Source organism: Pseudanabaena sp. CCNP1317 (assembly GCF_034931345.1).
Taxonomy (GTDB): Bacteria; Cyanobacteriota; Cyanobacteriia; order Pseudanabaenales; family Pseudanabaenaceae; genus Pseudanabaena; species Pseudanabaena galeata.
On the sequence record NZ_JAYGIF010000152.1, the window covers coordinates 1 to 23,478 of the forward strand.

At 43.9% G+C, this 23,478-nt stretch carries 22 protein-coding genes and 1 pseudogene; 8 read left to right on the forward strand and 15 right to left on the reverse strand.

Features of this window, described 5'->3' with window-relative positions; all coding sequences use genetic code 11:
* The 4 genes and pseudogenes from VB775_RS23425 to VB775_RS23440 all read left to right on the forward strand — a co-directional run.
* Positions 1-353 (forward strand): annotated as a pseudogene (locus tag VB775_RS23425) (photosystem II q(b) protein); the annotation flags it as partial.
* A 423-nt stretch (positions 354-776) separates the two neighbouring features.
* Positions 777-2,114, forward strand: a complete 1,338-nt coding sequence (locus VB775_RS23430; RefSeq protein WP_281006081.1) for an FAD-binding oxidoreductase — start codon at positions 777-779, stop codon at positions 2,112-2,114.
* Positions 2,115-2,214: 100 nt separating this feature from the next.
* A complete protein-coding gene (locus VB775_RS23435; protein ID WP_281006080.1) occupies positions 2,215-3,651 on the forward strand; it encodes a Rieske 2Fe-2S domain-containing protein in 1,437 nt (478 codons plus the stop codon).
* A gap of 142 nt (positions 3,652-3,793) precedes the next feature.
* Positions 3,794-4,339 carry a glutathione S-transferase family protein gene (locus VB775_RS23440; protein ID WP_281006079.1) on the forward strand — a complete coding sequence of 182 codons (546 nt, stop codon included), beginning with the start codon at positions 3,794-3,796 and terminating at the stop codon, positions 4,337-4,339.
* Between the two features lie 165 nt (positions 4,340-4,504).
* Here VB775_RS23440 and VB775_RS23445 read toward each other — a convergent pair whose 3' ends face one another.
* From VB775_RS23445 to VB775_RS23475, 7 genes are all read right to left on the reverse strand, one after another.
* Entirely contained in the window at positions 4,505-4,624 is a 120-nt protein-coding gene (locus tag VB775_RS23445; RefSeq protein ID WP_009625496.1) for a photosystem II reaction center protein J, read from the reverse strand.
* Positions 4,625-4,735: 111 nt separating this feature from the next.
* Positions 4,736-4,852 (reverse strand): photosystem II reaction center protein L, encoded by a 117-nt coding sequence (locus tag VB775_RS23450; RefSeq protein ID WP_071590099.1) that lies wholly within the window; start codon positions 4,850-4,852, stop codon positions 4,736-4,738.
* Between the two features lie 80 nt (positions 4,853-4,932).
* On the reverse strand, positions 4,933-5,067 hold the full coding sequence (gene psbF, locus VB775_RS23455) for a cytochrome b559 subunit beta (RefSeq protein WP_094534729.1): 135 nt from the start codon (positions 5,065-5,067) through the stop codon (positions 4,933-4,935).
* 106 nt (positions 5,068-5,173) lie between these two features.
* Positions 5,174-5,416, reverse strand: a complete 243-nt coding sequence (psbE, locus tag VB775_RS23460; RefSeq protein WP_094534731.1) for a cytochrome b559 subunit alpha — start codon at positions 5,414-5,416, stop codon at positions 5,174-5,176.
* 130 nt (positions 5,417-5,546) lie between these two features.
* On the reverse strand, positions 5,547-5,693 hold the full coding sequence (locus tag VB775_RS23465; RefSeq protein ID WP_281006078.1) for a hypothetical protein: 147 nt from the start codon (positions 5,691-5,693) through the stop codon (positions 5,547-5,549).
* Between the two features lie 100 nt (positions 5,694-5,793).
* Positions 5,794-6,315, reverse strand: a complete 522-nt coding sequence (locus VB775_RS23470) for a transposase (protein WP_281006077.1) — start codon at positions 6,313-6,315, stop codon at positions 5,794-5,796.
* 645 nt (positions 6,316-6,960) lie between these two features.
* Complete coding sequence (locus VB775_RS23475; protein WP_281006076.1) at positions 6,961-9,831, reverse strand: SUMF1/EgtB/PvdO family nonheme iron enzyme; 2,871 nt, start codon at positions 9,829-9,831, stop codon at positions 6,961-6,963.
* A 79-nt stretch (positions 9,832-9,910) separates the two neighbouring features.
* Here VB775_RS23475 and VB775_RS23480 point away from each other — a divergent pair, with 79 nt between their 5' ends.
* Entirely contained in the window at positions 9,911-10,252 is a 342-nt protein-coding gene (locus tag VB775_RS23480) for a CU044_2847 family protein (RefSeq protein ID WP_217901567.1), read from the forward strand.
* A 29-nt stretch (positions 10,253-10,281) separates the two neighbouring features.
* Here the strand turns inward: VB775_RS23480 and VB775_RS23485 are convergent, their stop codons facing one another.
* The 3 genes from VB775_RS23485 to VB775_RS23495 form a co-directional block, all read right to left on the reverse strand.
* Positions 10,282-11,988 carry an NAD+ synthase gene (locus VB775_RS23485; RefSeq protein ID WP_281006075.1) on the reverse strand — a complete coding sequence of 569 codons (1,707 nt, stop codon included), beginning with the start codon at positions 11,986-11,988 and terminating at the stop codon, positions 10,282-10,284.
* 194 nt (positions 11,989-12,182) lie between these two features.
* The gene (locus VB775_RS23490) at positions 12,183-12,800 is read right to left on the reverse strand and encodes a CPP1-like family protein (protein WP_281006074.1); all 618 of its coding nucleotides are present in this window, start codon (positions 12,798-12,800) and stop codon (positions 12,183-12,185) included.
* Positions 12,801-13,017: 217 nt separating this feature from the next.
* Entirely contained in the window at positions 13,018-13,719 is a 702-nt protein-coding gene (locus tag VB775_RS23495; RefSeq protein ID WP_281006073.1) for a Uma2 family endonuclease, read from the reverse strand.
* Between the two features lie 314 nt (positions 13,720-14,033).
* Between VB775_RS23495 and VB775_RS23500 the strand changes: the two genes are divergently transcribed.
* The 3 genes from VB775_RS23500 to VB775_RS23510 all read left to right on the forward strand — a co-directional run bounded on the left by VB775_RS23500 (position 14,034) and on the right by VB775_RS23510 (position 16,208).
* Positions 14,034-14,504 carry a hypothetical protein gene (locus VB775_RS23500; RefSeq protein WP_281006072.1) on the forward strand — a complete coding sequence of 157 codons (471 nt, stop codon included), beginning with the start codon at positions 14,034-14,036 and terminating at the stop codon, positions 14,502-14,504.
* Between the two features lie 325 nt (positions 14,505-14,829).
* Complete coding sequence (locus VB775_RS23505; RefSeq protein WP_281006071.1) at positions 14,830-15,822, forward strand: sodium-dependent bicarbonate transport family permease; 993 nt, start codon at positions 14,830-14,832, stop codon at positions 15,820-15,822.
* An 80-nt stretch (positions 15,823-15,902) separates the two neighbouring features.
* Positions 15,903-16,208 carry a P-II family nitrogen regulator gene (locus VB775_RS23510; protein WP_281006070.1) on the forward strand — a complete coding sequence of 102 codons (306 nt, stop codon included), beginning with the start codon at positions 15,903-15,905 and terminating at the stop codon, positions 16,206-16,208.
* 163 nt (positions 16,209-16,371) lie between these two features.
* Here VB775_RS23510 and murJ read toward each other — a convergent pair whose 3' ends face one another.
* The 5 genes from murJ to VB775_RS23535 form a co-directional block, all read right to left on the reverse strand.
* A complete protein-coding gene (gene murJ, locus VB775_RS23515; RefSeq protein ID WP_281006069.1) occupies positions 16,372-18,123 on the reverse strand; it encodes a murein biosynthesis integral membrane protein MurJ in 1,752 nt (583 codons plus the stop codon).
* A 133-nt stretch (positions 18,124-18,256) separates the two neighbouring features.
* A complete protein-coding gene (locus VB775_RS23520) occupies positions 18,257-18,556 on the reverse strand; it encodes a 2Fe-2S iron-sulfur cluster-binding protein (protein WP_094532658.1) in 300 nt (99 codons plus the stop codon).
* Positions 18,557-19,359: 803 nt separating this feature from the next.
* Positions 19,360-20,946 (reverse strand): B12-binding domain-containing radical SAM protein, encoded by a 1,587-nt coding sequence (locus VB775_RS23525; RefSeq protein ID WP_281006068.1) that lies wholly within the window; start codon positions 20,944-20,946, stop codon positions 19,360-19,362.
* 66 nt (positions 20,947-21,012) lie between these two features.
* A complete protein-coding gene (locus tag VB775_RS23530) occupies positions 21,013-21,468 on the reverse strand; it encodes a YlqD family protein (protein WP_281009423.1) in 456 nt (151 codons plus the stop codon).
* A gap of 109 nt (positions 21,469-21,577) precedes the next feature.
* Positions 21,578-23,455, reverse strand: a complete 1,878-nt coding sequence (locus tag VB775_RS23535) for an AMP-dependent synthetase/ligase (RefSeq protein ID WP_281006067.1) — start codon at positions 23,453-23,455, stop codon at positions 21,578-21,580.
* Positions 23,456-23,478: the final 23 nt, after the last annotated feature.

The window sequence follows — 23,478 nt, forward strand, 5'->3', positions numbered from 1 at the left end:
AAACCTACAACATCGTTGCAGCCCACGGCTACTTCGGTCGCTTGATTTTCCAATACGCTTCCTTCAACAATAGCCGTTCCTTGCACTTCTTCTTGGCTCTATGGCCAGTAGTTGGCATCTGGTTCACCGCATTGGGCGTAAGCACAATGGCATTCAACTTGAACGGTTTCAACTTCAACCAATCGATTTCTGACAGCCAAGGACGAGTAGTACCTAGCTGGGCAGACGTAATCAACCGCGCTAACTTGGGTATGGAAGTAATGCACGAGCGCAACGCTCACAACTTCCCTCTCGATTTGGCTGCTGTTGATGTAGCACCAGTAGCAATGGCTGCTCCTGCTATCAACGGTTAATCGACTAGTCTAGTCATCTCGAAATAAAAAAGCCTCTCCTTGCGGAGAGGCTTTTTTATTTGTTGTGGATTGTGTAGTAAGTTCTAGCGATTGTACAGCGCTTTGTGCTCTAACTAAAACAAGAAAGAAGGAAAGCGTTGCTTGGCATCGCTTTCCTTCTTTCTTGCGTCTCGAAAATGACGGGTTTTTATTATGAAAATTGCTGATATAGCAATACAAGAAATAGCTAGGACAGATCAAAACCAAAAAGATGAGTGGCGGCACTTCGCAGTGCCGCCACTCATCTTTTTGGTTTTATGTCCTAAGCAAAACTTACATTCCTATATTTAACGTGATTTCTCCTTCCCTTTGGTAAACTATGTCATGGCTATCCTAGTAAAGCTTTTCAGAACTAGAATAGGATGATAGCGACAGTCGGCAAATATGCAAATATCTTTAGACAATCTGTTAGAAGAATTATCGGGGCTTGAGACAATTACCAATCCCACCCAAGTTGCAAAACTTTCAGAGGATTATGCTCACTTTAGTCCAGTTCTTGTTCCATTATTAGCGGGCAAAGTTGGCGATGTTGTAGTTCGTCCTAGCAACGAAAGTGAAGTACTGAGAATCGCTAAAACTTGCGTAAAATATCAGATCCCCTTGACAGTGCGCGGTAGTGGTACAGGTAACTATGGACAATGTACTCCCCTCAAGGGTGGGGTGATTTTAGAAACTTCGCGACTGCAAGAAATCAAATGGGTTAAGGCAGGAGTTGCTTGTGTAGAAACAGGCGTAAAAATGGTGACCCTTGATAAAAAAGCTCAAGAAATTGGCTGGGAATCGCGGATGGTTCCATCAACGGTGCGAAGTGCGACTGTAGGCGGATTTATCGCAGGTGGTAGCGGGGGAATTGGATCAGTTTTGTACGGGCAGTTGCGCGATCGCGGCAACTTGCGAGCGGTGCGTGTCGTTACCCTTGAAGATGAACCAAGAGTCATTGAACTACGTGGTGATGATGTTCAGAAGGTTGCACATGCCTATGGCACAAATGGCATCATTACCGAATTGGAAGTTCCATTAGCTCCTGCCTATGGCTGGGCTGAGTATGTGGTCAGTTTTGCTGATTTCATGACTGCGGCGAGATTTGGGCAAGCGTTGGGGAATAGTGATGGCATTATCAAAAAGATGATCAGTGTTCATTGCGCACCAATTTCTAATTATTTCATAGCTTTACAGAGTTATATTCCCGCAGATTCCCATTGTGCTTTAGTGCTAGTTGCCGAAAGCGATCGCGAACCGTTTAAAAGCCTCATTCAAGAATTCAAAGGTGAGATTTTCTATGAGAAAAGCGCTCAGGAAGCGAGTAAGGGGATTAGTCTAGTTGAATTCTCATGGAATCACACTACTTTACATGCTCGTGCTGCTGATGCTTCTCTGACTTATCTCCAAAGCCTATTTCTAAACGATCCGAAATTAGAACTTGTGCAGCAAATGTATGAGCATTTCGGTGATGAGGTGATGATGCATTTGGAATTTATCAAAGTAAATGGAGTCGTAATTCCTGCGGCGATTCAAGTGGTGCGCTTTACGACGGGTGACCGCCTAAATGAAATCATTGAATACCATGAGTCGCAGGGTGTATTTATTGCCAATCCCCATACCTATATTCTCGAAGATGGGGGCATGAAAACAGTTGATTACGATCAGCTCAACTTCAAGCGCCAAGTCGATCCCTACGGTTTGATGAATCCCGATAAAATGAAAGGCTGGCAAATTAAATAATCACAGATGACAAAAAAAGTCAAAATTGCGCCTCACCTGTAATCAGCGATCGCAAGCTAAACTATTTACATAACTTTACAAAGCGAAGAGTCCATTAGCTATGACTGCAAGCACTTTGCTCAGGGATAATCTCGATGACAAATCCAAATCTGAGGCTGATCGGCGATCGCAAGTTTTGCCTGCGGGTGGACAAGATCCCGATCGCTTTGATTGGCAAGAGGTATGGTATCCCGTCTTTTATATTGAAGACCTAGATAAAACTAAACCTGCCAAATTTACCTTGTTAGAACGTGATTTGGTGATTTGGTGGGATCGGCATACAAACTCATGGAAAGCCTTCGACGATCGCTGTCCCCATCGGTTAGTCCCTCTATCGGAAGGAAGAATTGCGGAGGATGGCTTGTTAGAATGCCCCTATCACGGTTGGGCTTTTAAGGGAGATGGAAACTGCGATCGCATACCTCAACAACCCGAAGGCGGACTAGCTCACACATCAAAACGTGCTTGTGTAAAGTCTTTGCCCACTGCCGAGCGTCAAGGCTTACTGTTTATTTACGCGGGCAAGCCCGAAAATGCACCTCACGTCAAAATTCCAATCATCGAACCATTGGAAACTGAGACTGAGAAATGGACTCTTTTCGGCACTTTCCGCGACTTACCCTACGATGCGATTACCCTTTTAGAGAATGTCCTTGATGCGAGTCATCTTCCCTTTACCCATCACAAATCCGTCGGCAATCGTGCCAATGCTGCACCGATGGTTTTAGAAGTTCTCGAAAGTGATAAGTACGGTTTTACTGGAACTTGGGAAGAAGGACCAAGACGAGGCAAATTAGGAAAGCAAGACACTACCTTCATCGCACCGTCGCTAATGTGGCATGACCTCACGTCTAAGCAATTTGGTCGCACGATCACGGCTGTATATGCAACACCCACTCGCAAAGGTGAATGTCGCTTGTTTGCGAGATTTCCCTTCCAATTTAATTCGGCAATTCCCAGATTTTTTATTGGCATTACGCCACGTTGGTATTCACATATTGGACAAAATGGAATCTTAGAAGATGACCAGATTTTTCTGCATTATCAAGAGCGTTATTTAGCCCAAGCTCTCGCTCAGCCAGAAATTGATGGCAATTATGCTAAGGCTTTCTATTTGGCAACAGCCGCCGACACCTATGTTTCGGAATTACGGAAATGGGTCAATCGTTATGAAGCCGATCCCTTTGTCGATCAGAGATTAGCTGCACCCTTAGCAAAAGAAGTTCTCTTAGATCGCTATCATTCGCATACTTCCAAGTGTGCAAGTTGCAGCCAAGCTTTGCGAAATGTCCGCAAGATTAAGATGATCAGTATGGTGCTTGCAGCGATCGCATGGACAGCCACGCCATTACTCAGTTATATTTTTGCCCCAGCCAATTTAACCTTGATTTTGCTTGGTTCTGGTACGGCGGCGATCGCGATCGCCGTATGGGTAATTTGCAATAACCTAGAACGTAAATTCATCTACGGACAAGAAACGCCTTTACGCAATTTATAGATAAGGATCTAAGCAAACCCGTAAAGTTGCGCCCCGCAGGGGCGCAACTTTACGGGTTTGGTAATTGGTACATAAAGTGCTTTGCACCTTAATATAAATGAGGTCGCTTAGCGACCTCATTTATTGTGTTTAGGGAAAAACTATGATCAAGCTCTATGGTGGCGCAAGAAGTCGTGCCTCAATCGTCAGATGGTATCTAGAAGAGTTGCAAGCTCCCTATGAGTTTGAATTACTAGATATGAAAGTAGGTGAGCATTTACAGCCTGAATTCTTAGCACTCAATCCTTTTGGTAAAGTCCCTGCGATTGATGATGATGGCTTTATCGTCTGGGAATCAGGTGCAATTATGCTTTATGTGGCTGAAAAATATGACCAATTGAAGACGTTACAAGAAAGAGCGATCGCATCTCAATGGGTCTTATTTGCGAACTCGACACTGGGGACTGGACTCTTTGTTGCGGAAAGTCGCGAGAAAGAAACACCTCGTTTACTGAGCAGCTTAAACAAGGTTCTCGAAAATCAGGATTATATTACTGGCGCAAACTTCACGGTGTCGGATGTGGCCGTAGGTTCGATTTTGGGCTATGCGATCATGATGCTGCAAATGTCCTATGCTGACTATCCTGCGATCGATGCTTACATGAAACGAATTAGCGATCGCCCCGCTTACAAAAAAGCAATTTTATAGCTATAGCCACCTGTATCAGGACAAATCAAAACCCAAATAGTGTGAGGCGGCGCGAAGCGCCGCCTCACACTATTTGGGTTTTATGTCCTAACAAGAATGGCGACAGCTATAGGTATTTCATAAAAAAGAAGGGTCGCATTGCGCCCCTTCTTTTTTTATGGAAAGTTAGCTAGCCGAACCAAGTCCAACATAGGAACCATAAAAGAAAAGACCGACAACAACTAGTACACCAGTACCAGCAACAGTTGCGACTAACCAAAGCGGAATACGTCCATTTTGAAGCATGAATGAAACCTCCAGATAAAAATTGTTTTTATGAAATGAAGTGCAAATGAGTTGGAGAATTTAGAGATTATTCAAGAAATAGAATCTTTTCTAACTGATCTCTAAGCCACGCTAGTTAAAGAAATAGCTGGAAAAAAGTAGCACAGTTACGAAAATGAGCAGTAGTCCCAAGAAGAGAGAAGTACGGTTCAACTCTACAGGTTGGCTGTTAGGATTTTTAGGAGCCATAGGTAGGTAAAAGGAGAAAGGTTAAAGGTAAAGGTAAAAAGTTTTGTTTTTTAAGAAAGCAAAACTAAAATGAATTTCGATTAGCGGCTGATGAATTGCATTGCAGCGATCGCGCCGATGAAGAACACGGTAGGAACGCCCAGACCGTGAACTGCTAGCCAACGGAAAGTAAATACAGGATATTGAATGGGTTGGTTAGGATTATTGCTTGCCATAGTTATTAAGTAGTGGATGCGTTGATTGAGTGCGTTAATGGGGAGTCGTTAATTTAGCGCTTGAGTTTAGGGCTGCAAAATTAACGAAATATTTTTTATCTAAGCGCTATTTACCCATTTGGATATCTTTGGAGGGATTGTAGCGATCGGTTACCAGAGGAGCGGTCTGACGATCTTGACCGTAGTATTCGTTGGGGCGTGGTGTGCCAAATACGTCATAAGCTAAGCCTGTGCTTACAAATAGCCAACCTGCCAAAAATAAAGCGGGAATTGTAAGGCTGTGGATTAGCCAATAACGAACGCTAGTAATAATGTCGGAAAATGGGCGTTCTCCAGTAGTACCTGCCATAACAGTCCTCTAAATGTGTGATGTTTAAAATCTTTATCTTAAATAATAATTTACTATTGTACATACTTGCCATCGCATAGATAAAACAATAACCCCTCCACTAATATATTTTATAAATAATTCGGTATTGTTAATAGTTTGGTAAAGGGTTGTAGATAGCATATTCGTCAGTGTCAACCTTAATAACAAGGGCGATCGCCAAGTTATATAGCAACGCAAGAGATAGATAGGACAAATCAAAACCAAAAAGATGAGTGGCGGCGCTTCGCGCCGCCACTCATCTTTTTGGTTTTATGTCCTAAGCAAAACTTACGTTGCTATACCATCAATTCACGAAAGTGTGGCAACACTTTTGCAAATTAAAAATTAACGTGAGTTCAATAATGGCGATCGCTATTTGGATACAGAAGATCGGATTCCCATGATGAGGGATTATTAGCTATGTATTGGCGTAGGCGATCGCAGATTTCTTGATTGCGGATAATATGTTCATAATAGTTCCGTTGCCATAGTCTGCCCATAAATGGTTGCCATTGTTCCTGATGAACGCCATGACGATATTTTGTGGTTGTGAAGGATTTGAACCGATGCATGATTTCTCCTAATGTCATTACAGGTTCTATTTGTGCTGATTTCAGAATGATAATGCCGTGAATATGATTGGGCATTAGCACGAAGGCATCTAACTCTATGTTTGGATAATGGAATGGCAGTTCTTCCCAAATTGTTTGTACCATTGTTCCCGCAGGGGTTGGGTGCATGATGCCATCAGCGATCGCGCCCAATAGGGGTTGGCGATGGTTGATGCAAATGGTGACGAAATACGCGCCTGCCTGTGAATAGTCGTATCCTTTGAGACGAATGGAACGACGATGATGTATGTCTGGATTGTAGGACATGGTGCAATTTTTTTGCGGCGATCGCAATTTTATCAACGCATTGGTAAATTGTCGCCGCATACAAAATGGTTTGTGATCTGCGAAAGAGGGGCGAGCACGGGGGCATCGCCCCTACGATTTTTTGTTTTGAATGGTAAATGGAATGTTCTGGCGATAATTTTTATGATTTTACCCGTAGGGGCGATGCCCCCGTGCTCGCCCCTTCTATGCGAACCGCAAATAATTGTTGACCGCAAAATCCCCAATTTTCATGGATGGATTTGGCGATCGCATAATCATCATTGGTCAAAATTGATCGCAATTTTTCCCTACATTGCAAATCTATCGCCGTATAAAAAAATGGTCGTGATCTGCGACAGAGGGGCGAGCACGGGGGCATCGCCCCTACCGATTTTTGTTTTGAATGGTAAATGGAATGTAATGCGAATAAAATTTTATGATTTCACCCGTAGGGGCGATGCCCCCGTGCTCGCCCCTTCTATGCGAACCGCAAATAATTTTTGACCGCGCAATTCCCAATTTCATTACGGGATTTTAGGATTGAAAAAAAATTTGATCGCCTGACGGCGAAGGACTAATCAAAGAAGGGCAGATAAATACGAAGAAGTGCAAAGGGCTGAGGCAAAAGAACAGAGAAGGGAGTCCTCACCGCAAAATACACACAACCCGAAAACCGATGATGTAGTGCCGATTACGCGCAAAGCTGCTGTCACGAGACGCAGACCGACAAACCCTAGCAATGAGGTCCCACGAACCACCGCGCAGCAGTTTTTTTGTTTCGCCGCCGTCTTCATGATTCTTAATATGCTTTACCCAAATCTGTGCATCAATTGGCGCTCCTTCGTAACTGTCATGCCAATCATCAGCGCACCATTCCCAAACATTGCCATGCAGATCGTAAAGTCCCCAAGCATTAGCTGGTTTCAGTCCGACAGGATGCGTACCACAATTATTTTGCCTTATTCGTTCAGAATATCGATTAACATCTTGATTCACATCTTTCCAGATCTGATCGGCATCGATCGCGCGATCACCGCTATTATTGCCATACCAGCCATAGTTATCTAACTGGCTAGCATCATCACCAAAGCTATATTCTGTATATTCACTTGCCCCTGCACGACAGGCATATTCCCATTCCGCTTCACTAGGCAAGCGATAGTTCTCTCCTGTGAGTTGTGATAACCGCGCACAAAACTCCTGCGCTTCGTACCAAGTTATTTGTTCCACAGGTTTATCTTCACCGCGATGATAAGCAGGATTTGGACTCAAATCAATCTCGACCTTGGGCGACATCGCCACCGCCCGCCATTGCGCCTGTGTGACAGGATACTTGCCCATCTGAAAGGCTTTTACCGTAACTTGATGGTAGGGCTTTTCATTCTTATTACCTTTCCCTTCAGGCGAACCCATCCAAAACGTACCGCTAGGAATATCCACCATTTCAGGTAAATTCCTTGGATCAAGCCAAGGCTTATATTTATAACGATTGCGCTGCACAAATTCCTGTTGTTCAGGCGTGAGGTAGTCAGCGATCGCAGCTTCCACTTCCTCGATTTGAGCAACCACACCTTCAGGCAACAAAAACTTATCCCGATCCAACGCGCGATCGCATTCCTCAAAAGCATCCCTAATCCGATTTACCAACCGCAATACATCACGTTTTTCTTCGCGCCACTTCGCAAAATAGCTCCATTTCTCCATCAGCGCCTCATGCGCCATATCCACCCAAGCCTCACCATCGCCATCCTTACCCGTTACCAACAGTCTCCCCAACACCAACTGCTCCAGCGCCACCTGAAAATCTTGCAGATCGCCATCTTTCGCAAGTGTCGTAAGTTCCCCCTTAGTTCGGCGTTGGCGCGTATCCCTTTCACCCAGACCAGTCCGCACTAACATCAAACAAATCCGCTTTGCCCAGTCCTGCTCCTGCGGTTTCAGCGCATCAAAAACAGAATTAGCGTGTTGATTCAATGCTCCCATCACCCCACCCAACTTGTCATAGATCGCAAAAGTAAATCGTCGCTTTTCGCGATTTTCCCATAGCTGCGTCAGCGCAAACTCCAGCAAAGGCAGCACATTCTTCTCGTCACGCACATCGCGCAAAATCGCAGGTAACAAGCCCTCACCTAGTTTATATTGTCCAACTTCAGCAGGAGCCGAGATCGCCTCTTTTAACTCCTCCTCATTCATCGGCAACAACAACAACTGATGCTCTTGAATCACCTCCCCTAAACCACGATAGCCTAGACAATTCTCAAAGAAATCCGCCCGCATCGTCGTCACCACCCGCAACCGCGAATCAGGATACTGCGTAATCCCCACCAACAAATCGATAAATTGCTGACGTTCTGCTTCCTTTTCCGCAGGACAAACTGTAAATACTTCCTCAAACTGATCGACCACCAGCAAAATCTTTTTTTGTTCGGATAGACAAGCGATCGCCGCTTCTAAATTTCCCGATGCGATTTGTTTGCTAATTTCCAGTTTGCTATCTGCTCTTTGACAAAGTTGTGTCAATACCCGACTAATTTCGGCAACAGGCATAAGCGGCGAGTCCCCAGCTTTAATAGGTGGCAAAATCAACCAATTTCCCTGCGCTTCTAATGCTGAAATCAGCCCCGCCCTCACCAGCGATGATTTACCACTCCCCGAAGCCCCAATCACAGGTACAAAGCTCGATTCAGTTATTTTTTGTAATAACAACCGCACAAAGCGATCGCGTCCCTTAAAAAATTTGGCAGTCTCCTTCGTAAAAGCCTCTAACCCCACATAAGGACAAACATCCTCTGTGATTTTTTTCGGTGCAACCTGTCGATAATTGACGATCTCCATCGCTCGACCATAGCCCAGTTGCCTCGGTTCCTGTTGTTTTTGCTTTAGGCGATCAGAAATAAACCCAAACAAACTACCCGAATTAATTTTGCCCTCATCATTTTGGCGCGATTCCGACAAAGCCTCTAGCAAAGCCCCTGTAAAAATACTATGGGCTTCCTTTTTCATCGCTGCCGCTTGTTCAAAATCTCGACAAGCCGAAATCAGCAAATAATCCTTATCTGTCTTGTTAAAAGCCGTAAAACTCTCCGCGATCGCTTGGAGCAAAGCCCCACTATGACAGCAATCCAAAAACATCACCAAACTACTCAAAGGCGATCGCGCAATTAAATTATTCAAACCCGCAAAGGGAATCCCATCAGTTACGCTTTCCTTCGTTGCTTTACAATCCGAAGGCGCTAAATATCCCTGTTTCACGCCACAATCTTCAACCAGTACCCCATGCCCCGTGTAATAAATCAAAACTTCGCTACCCGTCGCCTGTTCGCTTAACAACCGATTTAACCGAGCAAACAAATCCGCCTTAAGCAATTTGGGCGTATTCAGCAAAGTTACTTCTTGAAAATCACCATGCGATCGCAGCAAGTTCGCTACTGCCTCCGCATCCCCCAAGGTTTTACTAAGCGGCGATGGTAAATGCTTATATTCAGAAATACCTACTACTAGCGCATATCTAGCCATAACTTACTGATTTGTTGCGATCGCGACCTTGTGCAACTAGAATACAGGCAAATCTCACAAAATAGTAGTAACAATTGCTATGGCTCACAAAATTTATATCGAACAGGAAGACGGCGAAATTCTTGAGATAGCAATCTCTGAATCCGAAGATGATCAGCCAGTAGAGTCAGATAGCGATCGCGAATCCTATGGCATCAAAGAAGATGCGATCAAAAACCTGCAAGAAATTCATGAAACCATTCGCTTCTATACCAAATATGCGATCGGCGCATTCAAAAATCTCGGTGATGCCCAAGTCGAAGAAGTCAACCTCAAATTCGGTTTAAAAATTAGTGGTGAAGCAGGCATTCCCATTCTTACCAAAGCCTCAGCCGAAAGCAACTTTGAGATTTCAGTCAAATGTAAATTCCCACCAAAATAAACTTCTACTAGCTATACATACATTCTTATTTATGGAGTCACCTTACTGGCGATCGGCATTCTCCAGCCAGAACCAAAAGCGCGATCGGTTATTCTCAATCCTGGAGCAGCTTGGCGACGTTTGAATTCAGCGATTTTGACAAGACGAACTACGCGATCAACGATCGCTTGTTCATGTCCTGTAGCAATAATTTCGGAAGCTGAAAGATGTTGATTAATTAGTTTATGCAGAATATCATCAAGAATATCGTAGGGAGGCAGTGAATCTTGATCGAGTTGATCGGGCTTAAGTTCAGCACTGGGAGGCTTAGTAATAATATTCACAGGAATCACTTCCGTCGTCCCTTGCTTAATTGATAGAAGAGAATTAGTCCGATTCAACCATTCACAGATAGAAAACACTCTGGTTTTAGGGACATCAGCGATCGCTGCAAGTCCACCATTCATATCACCATAGAGAGTACAGTAACCAACCGAAACTTCCGATTTATTCCCTGTAGAGAGCAGCAAATGTCCAAACTTATTCGAGATTGCCATTAGCAAACTGCCACGAATTCTTGACTGCAAATTCTCTTCAGTCACATCACTAGACTTTCCTGTAAAGAGATTAGCTAGACTAGTATCAAATGCTTCCATCATTGGCGCAATCGGAATGGTTTGCATAGAGATTCCTAAATTATCTACTAAGGCGATCGCATCGGTAATCGAATGCGTAGAACTATAGGGCGAAGGCATCAACACACCCAATACATTCTCTTTGCCGATCGCCTCGGCAGCGATCGCCGCCACAAGCGCAGAATCAATACCCCCACTCAACCCAATCACCACTTGACGAAATCGACATTTCTGCACATAGTCACGTACACCCAGCACTAAAGCCGCAAAAATTTCTGCATCATCACTTTCATATCCAGATGCAGTCAGATTTAGCTCATCATCTAAATTAATGACCAGTAAATCCTCTTCAAAGCCCTTCCCACGAGCTATGATTTTGCCACTACGATCAAAAGCCATACTCCGCCCATCAAAAATCAAGTCGTCATTTGCCCCCACCTGATTGGCATAAATCAATGGCAAGTTATGCATAATCGCACTATGGCTTAACATCGACTCACGTAAATTCTGTTTGCCCACCGCATAGGGTGAAGCCGATAAATTGAGCAACAAATCGAGTTGATGATTTTGCGCGAGTTCCGCAACAGGATCGTCGGCATAGTTCCGTTTGCCCCAAAACTTCTCATCGTTCCAAATATCTTCGCAGATGGTCACCCCAATTCTTAGTGATGTTCCATCTTTGAGATGGAGTGTAAAAACTTGACTCCCCTTGCCCACGGCAAAATAGCGATCTTCATCAAATACGTCATAGGTTGGTAATAATCGCTTATGAAAAATCTGTCTTACTTCACCCCCCTGAAGCAAAGCGGCGCTATTAAATAATGGTTTCCCACCTGATTGACTAGCATGGGGATTGACAGACACCATGCCCACTAATACCGCAACATCAGGAGGAAGTTTACGAGCAAGATCCGCGATCGCTGCTTCCATATCACTCACAAATTGCCGATGCATCAACAGATCGCGAGGTGGATAGCCACAGATCGATAGCTCTGGTGTGAGTACTAGTTGCACACCTTGTTCAGCTAATTTCTGTATAGCAACCAATAGGCGATCGCTATTACCGACTAAATCGCCAATTACTGGATTAAGCTGGGCGATCCCAAAAATTGCAGGGGGCATATTTATTTTATGGGTTTGAAATTATTGGCTTTTAGCTTTTAGCGATTAGCAATTAGCTGTTAGCTATTAGCTGTTAGCTTTTCCAAATATATTTTAAAAGCCTCGCAAAGCGAGGCTTTTAAAATATATTTGAGTTTATCAAGAGTGCAAAGCACTCTAAAAAGCTAACAGCTAATCGCTAAAAGCTAACAGCCTTACCTCAAGAAACAAGCATGGAGCCACATTACCAACAAAATAATCACCATTTGGATCGAGCTAGGAAAAAATCCATCGCTGACCACACGGGACAATAATAAAACTTGATTAGTCAAGGCTGCCAATATGACACCGATCGTAATTCCTGATAGGGATATTAGCAAAGCTCGTCCAAAGCGATTTTCTTTGCGGGTTAGCAAATAAACACTAGCAATTAACCCAAAGGATAACCATGTAGTAGCTGCGGGAACAAAAAAGCTTACTGCACCCAGTCCCGTAAAAATTCCCAACGAAATATAAATATCTTTTTGGCTTGGGGTGTCTAATAGCCTCGACAACCAAGATGGGGCGCGTCGCTGCGTATTGTTTTGCATCGCAGCAGGGATCGCTGTAGACAGCCGTTCGGGATAGCGGATGCGATCGGGTACAGCGATCTTGCCTTCTTTGCGGGCGCGTAAACGATCCATAAGGATGGCATCGTAAGCAACCTCGATCACTTCTTGTTGCGACTCGTCTCCCTCATATTCGCGCAATAGGCGATCGCGTGCATCGCGCACTTCTTCAAAGGAGGCTTCGTCATTGACTCCTAGTTTTTCGTAGGGAGTTGGTTCGCTCATTTTTCCAACTATGAATGTTTGTAGAGTTCGCTGTGTATTTAATGAAAAAGTTGTCAAGCAACTAAATCAAAAAATAGCATGTAGCTTAATGTCTAAACATAGTATAACGTCTGCTTTCAAATACGTATCTAAACTTTTAGATATCGTATCTCTCTAAACCCCTAAGAGGAGAAGCGGCGCTTTGCGCCGCTTCTCCTCTTAGGGGTTTAGGTACTGTTTAGCGATCGCTATATTTTTGTAAGATCCATGCCCCAACTTCTGATTGAGATTTTTCGCGACTAAGTTTTAGGGCGGCTTCGAGATCAGCGATCGCTAATCCACCTAACAATTTTGATACGGTAATTTGCCGACTGCCACCATTCTCTAGCATTTCTAAAGCAATAATTTTCACCTCTTGGACATCAACTACCCAATATTCACTAGTCCCCAGTTGTTCATAAAGTAATCGCTTCTTACCTAAATCATCGTTGATGGTGGAGCTAGAGATTTCAATTACCAAATTCGGTACAGGCGATTCATCAAGGCTAACAATAGAACTACTACGAGGGGCGAGGGCTGCGATTTCACCGATGTAGTAGGAGATATCTGGCTGACAGCCTTGAACTCCTGTTTTGACATAACTACAATTGGTTAAGCCTCTAGCAGGAATATTTTTTAATGTACAGTACAAGCTAATTGCAAAGATTATCAGTGTATTGTCATCAGCGTGTTCAGACCCCACAGGCATAGTTTCAATCCTCATTTGCTTAATTTGATTTTTGTCGTAGTAGCAGCGAGATTCTTCATATAGAGGATTTTCGAGAATCTGCACAAACTCTTCCCATGTAGCGCTAATCCACTGATCAGTGATGAGTGGCTGGGATATTGAATCTTCTGGTTTTGTTTGTTGTTTGATTGGGGGAGGGGCGATCGCTGACATTTGTTAGGCTCCTAAAAAATTAGCGTAATACCAATTCACAAAAGTGTCGTTACGCTTTTGTGAATTAAAAACCAAATCCAGTAAGGGTTTCAAAACACAAAATGGCGTAGCCATTTTGTGTTTTGGCGTAACAGAATAAAAAATACGAAGTTTCCTTTATCCTAATTAACATTTTTGCAACATTTTGAAACAGTCTTCATTTTTTGACTAAAAAATCCCAAAAATTGATTAAATATATATTATGAATTAGTGAACCTTGACCGAGATACTTGACCGAAATACAAGAATTAAAGCTTTCTCTATAAAACGAAAAAATGTTTAAGCTGTTTAAATTACCAGTTGCAAAAGTAGGAATCGAGGATAGTCAGCAAGGTTTGCTCAAAGCACTCCTTTGGTATAACGGATCTCTGCGTCCTTTGTTTGGACCTTCTCCTAGCTCAATGATCCCTCTCAATTTAATGGCAGCGGCTTTTATTCATACCCACTCTGATGCATCTATGCGTATCCTGCATGGGTACACATCCTTGGGGCTAATTCCTGGGCTATTTACTGTGATTTTAATGCTTCTCAAAAAAATCAGGCTTGAACTTGTAATTACGGTTTTAGCAGTGAATGCCATTTTCTTGGTTGTAAATACTTTAGTTGCGGTTAGTGCGATCGATATGCCATACGGTCAATTATTTCATGCTCTGATTTCTGCAATAATTCTTGGCAACTTTTTTCTAACTAATTGGCTAAATAAACTTTCAGCAGAAGAACTGATGAAAGAATCAATAGAAAAGTAATTGTAAACTCAATATATAGCTAACACTGGTAGACAATCAACAGATGCTGCGCTTCGCGCTGCCTCTGTTGATTTGGTTAAGCAAAACTTGCATTGCTACATAAGATTATGGCGCTTTTCAAGCAAGCGAGGTACATAGCTTAGTTTCCCCGCCTTCGGCGGGGAAACTAAGCCGTGCCTCACTAGACTGCTCAACGCTATAAATAGTTTTTGAGAGTGCATCTCTTTGAAATGCACTCTCAAAAACTATCTGGGATTGCTATACATGATCTGTCATCATGAAACGATCATTTTCTCTAAAAATTCTTTAATGTGGATCTGTCCCAATGAATTTAGACTTAATTGTTTCTAACATCCTCAATCCGCCGATTTTGTTCTTTTTCTTAGGAATGCTGGCAGTTTTGATTAAATCAGATCTAGAGATTCCACCACCGATCCCCAAATTGTTTTCGTTGTATTTGCTATTGGCGATCGGGTTTAAGGGTGGCGTGGAGCTAGTAAAGAGTGGGATCAGTCAAGAAGTAATTTTGACGATGGCAGCCGCGATCCTGATGGCTTGTGTTGTACCTGTCTATTCATTTTTTATTCTCAAGATCAAACTTGACTCCTACAATGCCGCCGCGATCGCCGCAACCTATGGCTCGATCAGTGCGGTTACCTTCATTACAGCTAGTTCATTTCTGGGGCAGTTAAACATTGCCTTTGATGGCTATATGGTAGCGGCTTTAGCGCTAATGGAGTCTCCTGCGATTATTGTGGGACTGATTCTTGTGAGCCTATTTACTGCCGAGGAAAAAGCCAAAAAAGGTGAAACTAGCGAATTTGCATGGTCAGAAGTACTCCGTGAAGCTTTTTTGAATAGCTCTGTATTTTTGCTCGTTGGTAGTTTGATCATTGGCTGCTTGACTGGCGAAAGAGGTTGGCATGTGTTGTCACCTTTTACGCAAGATATGTTTTACGGCGTGTTGACATTTTTCTTGATGGATATGGGCTTAGTCGCCGCCAAACGAATTAAGGATTTGCAAAAAACAGGTGTTTTCTTAATAGCCTTTGCGGTTTTGATGCCGATCTTGAATTCTGGTGTGGGCATTGCGATCGCTAAGTTAATTTCCATGTCACAAGGCGACGCGCTGTTATTTGCCGTCCTATGTGCCAGTGCTTCGTATATTGCTGTGCCTGCCGCCATGCGTCTGACTGTACCAGAAGCTAATCCTAGTCTCTATGTGTCAACGGCTCTAGCCGTCACCTTCCCCTTCAATATTATTGTCGGGATTCCTCTGTATATGTATGTGATTAATATGTTTTGGGTCACGGCTTAGATGATATTGGCGATGCAAAATGCCTGCATTTGTTTGGGTTTAGGCAAGAAATTTAGTAGGAACTTAGTAGAAATAAAATCATGCAAGCTGTTAAAAGAATCGAAATTGTATCTGATTCTGTTGAGTCACACAAAATCATCAAGGTTTTAGAAAAAGTTGGGGTTTTGAACTACACCGTGATTCGTAATGTCGTCGGAAAGGGAGTCAGTGGTACGAATTCAGGTGATCTCGATATGAGTATGTTGGAAAACGATTATGTGATTGCTTTCTTTTTGGAAGACAAAACCAAGACTTTGGTGGAAAAGCTGAAGCCTGTTACCCAAAAGTTTGGCGGAGTTTGTTATATCTCCGATGCGATCGCCATTAATGCCGCAAGTGCGACCTAAACTAACGTGAGTTCGATATAGCCATTTGCGGCGTGCAAAGCACGCCGCAAATGGCGAAAAATGGTAAGAATCGCTTAGCGATTCTTACCATTTTTCGCTTTCGTCGAACTGACGTTAAACTAATGCTAGACAAGGGGCTTAAGCCCCTTGTTCCAGTTGGTATTTAACGACGTGAAAATCGACGCTTGATTTGATTGGTGAGAGCGCCAATTTCAGGAATTCGCATTTGCATAGCGATCGCCCCAAAAATTGTGAAACCGATACCACTGGCGATCGCTAATCCACCGAGTTTTGCTCCAAACTTCAAGAAGGGGCTAAGGCTGTAAAAGCTCTGGCTGAGTAAATGATAAATTCCCCAACTCGCCCCACCTGCGATCGCACTGGCGATGATTAAACCCAAGATCGTCATACTCCAGCTTTTTAGTGGCATTCCATTGAGGCGGCGATCGAGGAAATAGAGCATCGCCACCATCGAGATCACATTCACCGCAACCGTCGCTAAGACAATGCCTGCTGCGCCAAACCTCTGAACTAACAAATAATCAAATAGTCCATTAAAGAAAATATTGACAACGCTGATTTTAAAAGGTGTGTCGCCATCGCCGAGGGCATAAAATACGCGCACCAGTACATCACGACCTAAATACACAAACATCCCTACTGCATAAGCCATTAAAACAACAGCAGTTAGCTGCGAAGCTTCGGCATCGAAGGCAAAGCGTTCATAAACTACCTGTGAGATCGGCAAAGCCAGAGCTACCATCACCGCACTAATCGGCAACATTGTCAGCGCTGTGAGCATCAAGCCCTGACGAATACGCTGTTTTAGTTCATCCCAGTTCTCAGGATCGGTGAGCTTAGACAGCACAGGAAACAATGGGACTAAAATCACATTCGACAGGATTCCTAGCGGCGTTTGTACTAGCAATCCTGCATAGCCCATAGCTGACACCGCCGCCGCCGCATTGGGGATAAATGAGGCAAAAAATAAATCTGTCCAGACATTGATTTGCAGCATTCCCGATGAAAAGGTGGCAGGGAGCATGATTTTCATCACTTCCTTGACTTCGGGGCGCTGGAAGTCAAACCGTAGTTTAAAACCACCCATGCCAGCTTTCATCTGCACAGGTAGTTGCACCAACCATTGCAAAACGGCTCCTGCTAGAGTTGCCCAAGCAAGTACCGCACCGCCCAACACCGCATTTTCGGGCAACAAAATTTTGCTCCCCATTGTCCAGAACAATCCGCCAATGCCAATCAACACGGTCAAGCTGGAAAATATGGGGCTGACCGATGGCAACCAGTAAGCATCCGCCGCATTCAGCGCTCCAAAGCCGATCCCCACTAGTCCCGCTAAGACTGCCATCGGAGCCATGATCTGAAACTGCTGAATCGCAATATCTTTAGTAATCTTCAGATTTTGAATAGTTTCAACAGAAATTCCTTTAGCCAGTAGATCTGCTTCTGGTACAAATAATCCGGGGGCAACCAGATGCATCAATGGCTCGGCAAAAATCACCAGCGCAATGCTCACCAGCAATAAAATCCCTGTGACGATCGTGGTGATGCTATCGATGATGGCGGCTACTTCTTTGCGATCGCGTTTGGCTAGTACACTAACGATCGCACTATGAAAAGGGCCATTAATCCCCCCCAGCAAGATCAGCAAGAAGCCGGGGATCACGTAGGCGAAGTTATACGCGCCATAAGCTGTACCGTTACCAAAAGCGGCAGCAATCGCCACTTGGCGCAGTAATCCAAATATTTTGCTCAGTAACGTGGCGATCGCCACAATCGTCGCAATATTTAGTAGCGATCGCTTGGTAGATTGTTGAGCAGATTGCCCAGAAAATTGCTCAGTGGATGGAGATTCCTGCGGTTCTGTGACGATATCGTCTTCTTCGTTGCCAGACAAAATTGGTGCGGTTCCTTACAATTTAGATTCTGAGAAATGTAGCATCAAATCATGACGCAGACTAAAAAACTCCGAACGTTGTACATAAAGTACTAGCGATCGGAGCTTTTAAAAAATTTATGGAAAGAAGCGATTAGTAGAGAGCTTCTTCTTGGTGGGTCAAGATTTCACAATCAGACTGAGCATAGGTTACGCAAAGAAGAGCGTAGCCAGCTTCGATTTGTTCGTCATCCAAGAAGGACTGATCGCCTTGATCGATTTCACCCTTAACGATTTTGCCAGCACAGGAAGAGCAAGCGCCAGCGCGACAGGAGTAAGGAAGATCGATGCCTTGAGCTTCAGCAACGTCAAGAATATACTCGTCAGAAGGAACTTCGATAGTTTTATCAAGGCCTTCAGCTTCGTTAATCAGTCTTACTTTGTAGGTAGCCATGTATGTAATAAACCTCTTAAAGATTGCAGCCAAAAAAATAAACGAGGGCTTGAATTTGTACCTTACTAAAGGAACTCAGCCAAGTTACGTTTACTTCAATTACCCACAAGGGTATCAACACGCATCATATCGCTCTTGGCAGCCAAGCGAACAACTAGCTTTTTATTTCTATCATTGGTTATAGGTGATAGTTATCGGTCGCTTTCAAGACCATTGCAAAGGTTGAAAACTAGTCTAGTAAAGGCTTTTAGTTGTTTTGACAGGCAAATAAAATGATGAGTTTTCGTTTGTATTTTAATTTTTTTGATAAGTTTTTATAATCTTATTCACAGGCGTAATCACAGACCAGTTTTTGATATGAAAATTCAATCAATGAGCATTACGTTCTGTCACGGCAAAATCATCTTAAAGTTTATTAACAACGGCAATTCAGGTGGAGCTAAATAGCGTGAGTTTGGGACATGCTACAAAATCTCTAGGAAGCAAAACCTGTAAAGTTGCGCCCCGCAGGGGCGCAACTTTACAGGTTTTGGTAATTTTTTGCTCAAGTACTTATTACAGCGCTTTGCGCTCGAAACTCAACCAAGAAGAATTTTGTAAGCTTTGCAAAGTATAGCTGTAGTCACTTTCAATAGGACAAGACAAAACCCAAGAAGCGAGTGGCGGCGCTTCGCGCCGCCACTCGCTTCTTGGGTTTTGTGTCCTAACAAGAGTGGCTATAACACTTGCAAAATTTTTCTTGTAGCTCGTTTGATCGGCAATTGCTATAAAAACTAAACGCTTATTGAGCTAAGTTTTTATACCTAGCTCGCGAGATCAAGCTCTCTTTCTTGGGCAGTATTGAGAAGATTTAGACGCTCTTCTTCTTTCCAATAAGCAGCTAGCTGCGATTCAATTTCACGACGTACAATATCGCGGTACTCCATGAAGTGTTCATTGTGAGCGCAGACGATTAGGTAATGCTCCCATACCGCAGGATTACGCTTAATCATGCTAAACAGATGATGCCAGAATTTCCAACGAGTATCGCGTTTAATCCCTTGCCGCCAAACGATAATCGCTAGAGCCTTGAGATCGGTAAGTGTAGGCAATTTTGCTTCAGCTTTGATTCTGGGTGCGCCCAACTTTAAGAAATAGCTGTAAACGCGATCGAGGTAAGCATGAGGCTCATACAAAGCACAGAAAGCTTCCACATATTCGCGGGCAATTTCCTCGACGGGGCGGGTTGGCTCAAAATTCATCAAGGTTGTTTGATTCAAGTTCCCATTTTGAGTTCGCAAACGACCTTCTTTTTCGAGGCGATGCCAGAGAGCGGTATGGGGCAATGCTTGCAACATCGCAAATGTTGTCGTAGGAATACCCGTTAGTTCGGCAAATCGGACAATGCGATCGCCTGCTCCTTTTTTCTCGCCATCAAAGCCGATAATAAACCCAGCCATGACGCGAATCCCTGTTTTGGTGATGGCTTCAACCGAATCCAGCAACGAAGATCTAGTATTTTGAAACTTCTTGGTCATCTGCAAGCTATCTTCATCGGGAGTTTCGATACCAAGGAATACGGCATCAAAATAGCACTCTACCATCAGATCCATGAGTTCTTGGTCGGCGGCTAAATCGATGGAAGCTTCCGTATTAAAGCGGAAGGGATAGCCATGTTCTTTTTGCCATTCTTTTAGTTCGAGCAAGAGCAAGCGCACATTGCGTTTATTGCCAATGAAGTTGTCATCCACCATAAACACTCCACGCCGCCAACCGAGGCTATATAAATAATCTAGTTCGGCTAGTAACTGAGCAGGAGTCTTAGTACGGGGTTTGCGTCCGTACAGTACAATAATGTCGCAGAATTCGCACTGGAAGGGACATCCGCGTGAGAACTGCACCGACATCGAGTCGTAGGCATCAAATTCTAATAAATCAAAGCGTGGTACGGGTGTGCTAGTGACATCGGGCTTTTCACTGGTGCGGAAAATGCCACTGGGTTCACCCTTAGCGATCGCCTCGACAAACATGGGCAAAGTAATTTCGCCTTCATCCAAAATCAGATAATCCACACCCGCCGCTTGAGGATCTTCGGGCATCGAGGTGGGATAGGGCCCACCGCAAGCAACTTTTTTACCCCGTTGTTTCGCTTCTTTAATCAATGACAATAAATCATCTTTTTGGACGATCATCGCCGATAAGATCACCATATCCGCCCATTGCCATTCCGCCTCGGTAATTGAGCGCACATTGCGATCGACCAGCTTGAAATTCCATTCTTGGGGCAAGATCGCCGCAACTGTAATCAAGCCTAGAGGCGGTAGTAACACTTTACGATTTACTAGCTCTAGGATTTTTTCATAAGACCAAAATGTTTTTGGAAAAAGTGGGTAAACCAGTAGAACGTTCATGCCTTTTTTTAGGTAAGTGGGCGGATAATCTTAATCGCATCCCTCTTTGGGGGATGCGATTAAGATTTAGACAGCAGGAAAACCAGTACGGATATCTTCGATGATGCCATCACGGAGAACAATTTCTACACGCATCTGAGCAATTAAATTATCACCCTTGCCAGCAGGGAAATAGCTGTCAAGTTGTCCTTGGGAAACTTCTTGTTCAAGTTCCAGATTTTGAACTTGGGTTAATTGCGTGAGTAATTGATTCTTTTGGTCTAGCAATTCGGCTTTAACTCGATTCATTTCTGCACGAATACCTTCGATCTCATTGGAAACTTCGGCAGAAAATGGTTTGATGCTTTGACGCTCAATTTCATTGATTTGACGTGAGCCTTGAGCATCGACTTGCTGCACTTGAGCATCGAGTTGAGCAATTTGCTGTTGCAGTTGTTGCTGCATTTCCTCTTTCCAGCGCTGCGTCACAATGACTTGAATATTGGCGGTACGACGCAATAAGAGCTGATTAGAAAAATCCATCGAATTCACACTTATCTCCAAATTTAATAGTGTTTAACATGAAAGCGGCAAAGCCGCTCTCACATTATGAAGTAGTTTTTAATGTGAAGGCGGCGCAGCCGCTTTCACATTATGAAGTAAACATTTTGACAATAATATCTTGATAACGCTCAAATACGATGTTACGTCGGATCTTGAATGTTTGCGTTAGGAACCCATTATCGATGGTAAAGGGTTCAGGCAAGAACTCAAAAACGCCGATGCGATCGTTAATGCTATAGCCTGGACGGTTTTGGACTTCGCGATTGAGTTCTTCACGGTAAAGATTCCGAATTTTTGCTTGATTCAACTCAGGCAAAATATCAGTAAGAGTTGAGTCAGCAGGAATTAATCCTGCGGCTTCTAGTGCTGAAAGATTGGGAACGATCAAAACTCCTAGCTGCTTTTGGTCTTGTCCCACTAGTACTACCTGATCGATATAGGGACTGCGAATGCAAGCATCTTCAATGGGCTGTGGTTCAATGTTTTCGCCATTGGTCAAGACGATCGTATCTTTTGCTCGACCCGTGATTACCAAGTCATCCCATTTGCTGACATAGCCCAAATCGCCTGTGTCAAACCAGCCCTGCGGATCGATCGCCTTAGCCGTGGCTTCAGGATTTTTATAATAGCCTTGCATTACTTGCGGACCCCGAATTAGGACTAATCCCTGTTGTCCCACTGGTACATCGGCTCTGGTAGACAGATCGACAATCCGAGTTTCCGTATTAGGAAATGGCTGTCCATCACCACCACGAATATTACGATTTGGGCGGCGCACATGGGTAATTGGGGAGGTCTCAGTCAAGCCATAGCCACCTAAAATCTCGATGCCGACAATTTCATAGAAGTCTTCGAGATGTTCCGCGATCGAGCCACCGCCACTGACGATATATTTGAAATTGCCACCCGTTGCTTCGCGGACTTTTTGATACACCAATTTATCTCCAAGCTTGTGAATAGCCCATAGCCCAATCACCGAAGGCAAGGCAAGCAATTTCTCGACTAGGGAAGGATAGAGATTTTCGACATTTAATCCTTGAAAAATGCGCTTAGCAACAATATATTTCTGACTAGCATTGAAGAAAAATTTGACTAGCCCTTGCTTATTTGCAGGTTGTTCGCGGAAGTTTTTCTGTACACCTTCATAGATGGACTCCCATAGGCGCGGCACGGCTACCATGTAGTCAGGTTTGTGTTCCTTAAGATCTTTTTTGATCGTGCGGAGATTGGTGTAAATCTGAGTGCAACCTTGGGAAAAGATGAAATATTCAAAGGTACGCTCGTAGGAATGCCATGTCGGGAGAATGCTCAGAACTTTTTCGCCTACTTGCAGTTGCAAAACTGACTGCGCCCCTTGGACTTCATATAGGAAATTTCCATGGGTAAGCATTACGCCCTTGGGACGAGCCGTTGTACCTGATGTATAGATCAGGGTGGCAAGGGTATCGCGTTGAATGGGGGGATTGCCTAAATCTTTGCTGCTGCCCTTTTCGAGTAATTGCTGAAAGTTATAAGCTCCTTCGGGTGGGGTTTCGTCTGAGAGCAAGATAATTTGCTTGACGGGTAATGTATGTAATTCTGGTTCTAGTTTTTTGAGGGTAGCGAGATTTTCGACGACGATCGCTACGCTATCACTATGCTCGATGATGTAGAGCAATTCGCTACGTTCAGCTTGTGAGCTACGGGTGGCATTGGCTGCGCCGATCGCCAAAATCCCTTGGTCAGCAATTAACCATCGTGGCGAGTTATCAGCAATTAGAGCTACCTTTTCTCCAAATTGGATGCCTAGCGATCGCAAGCCTGCCCCAAAAGCATTAATTTGCTCAAAGGTGTCTTTATAGGAAATTCTGACTGGAGGTTTGGTATGGGGATCATGAAGAGCGATCGCATCAGGATGATTTTTTGCGCCTTGCTCCCATAGTTGCCAGAGGCTAGAGGCTTGCGAAATAGGAAAAGATGTAGCCATAAAAGGAATGATCTCACTAATGT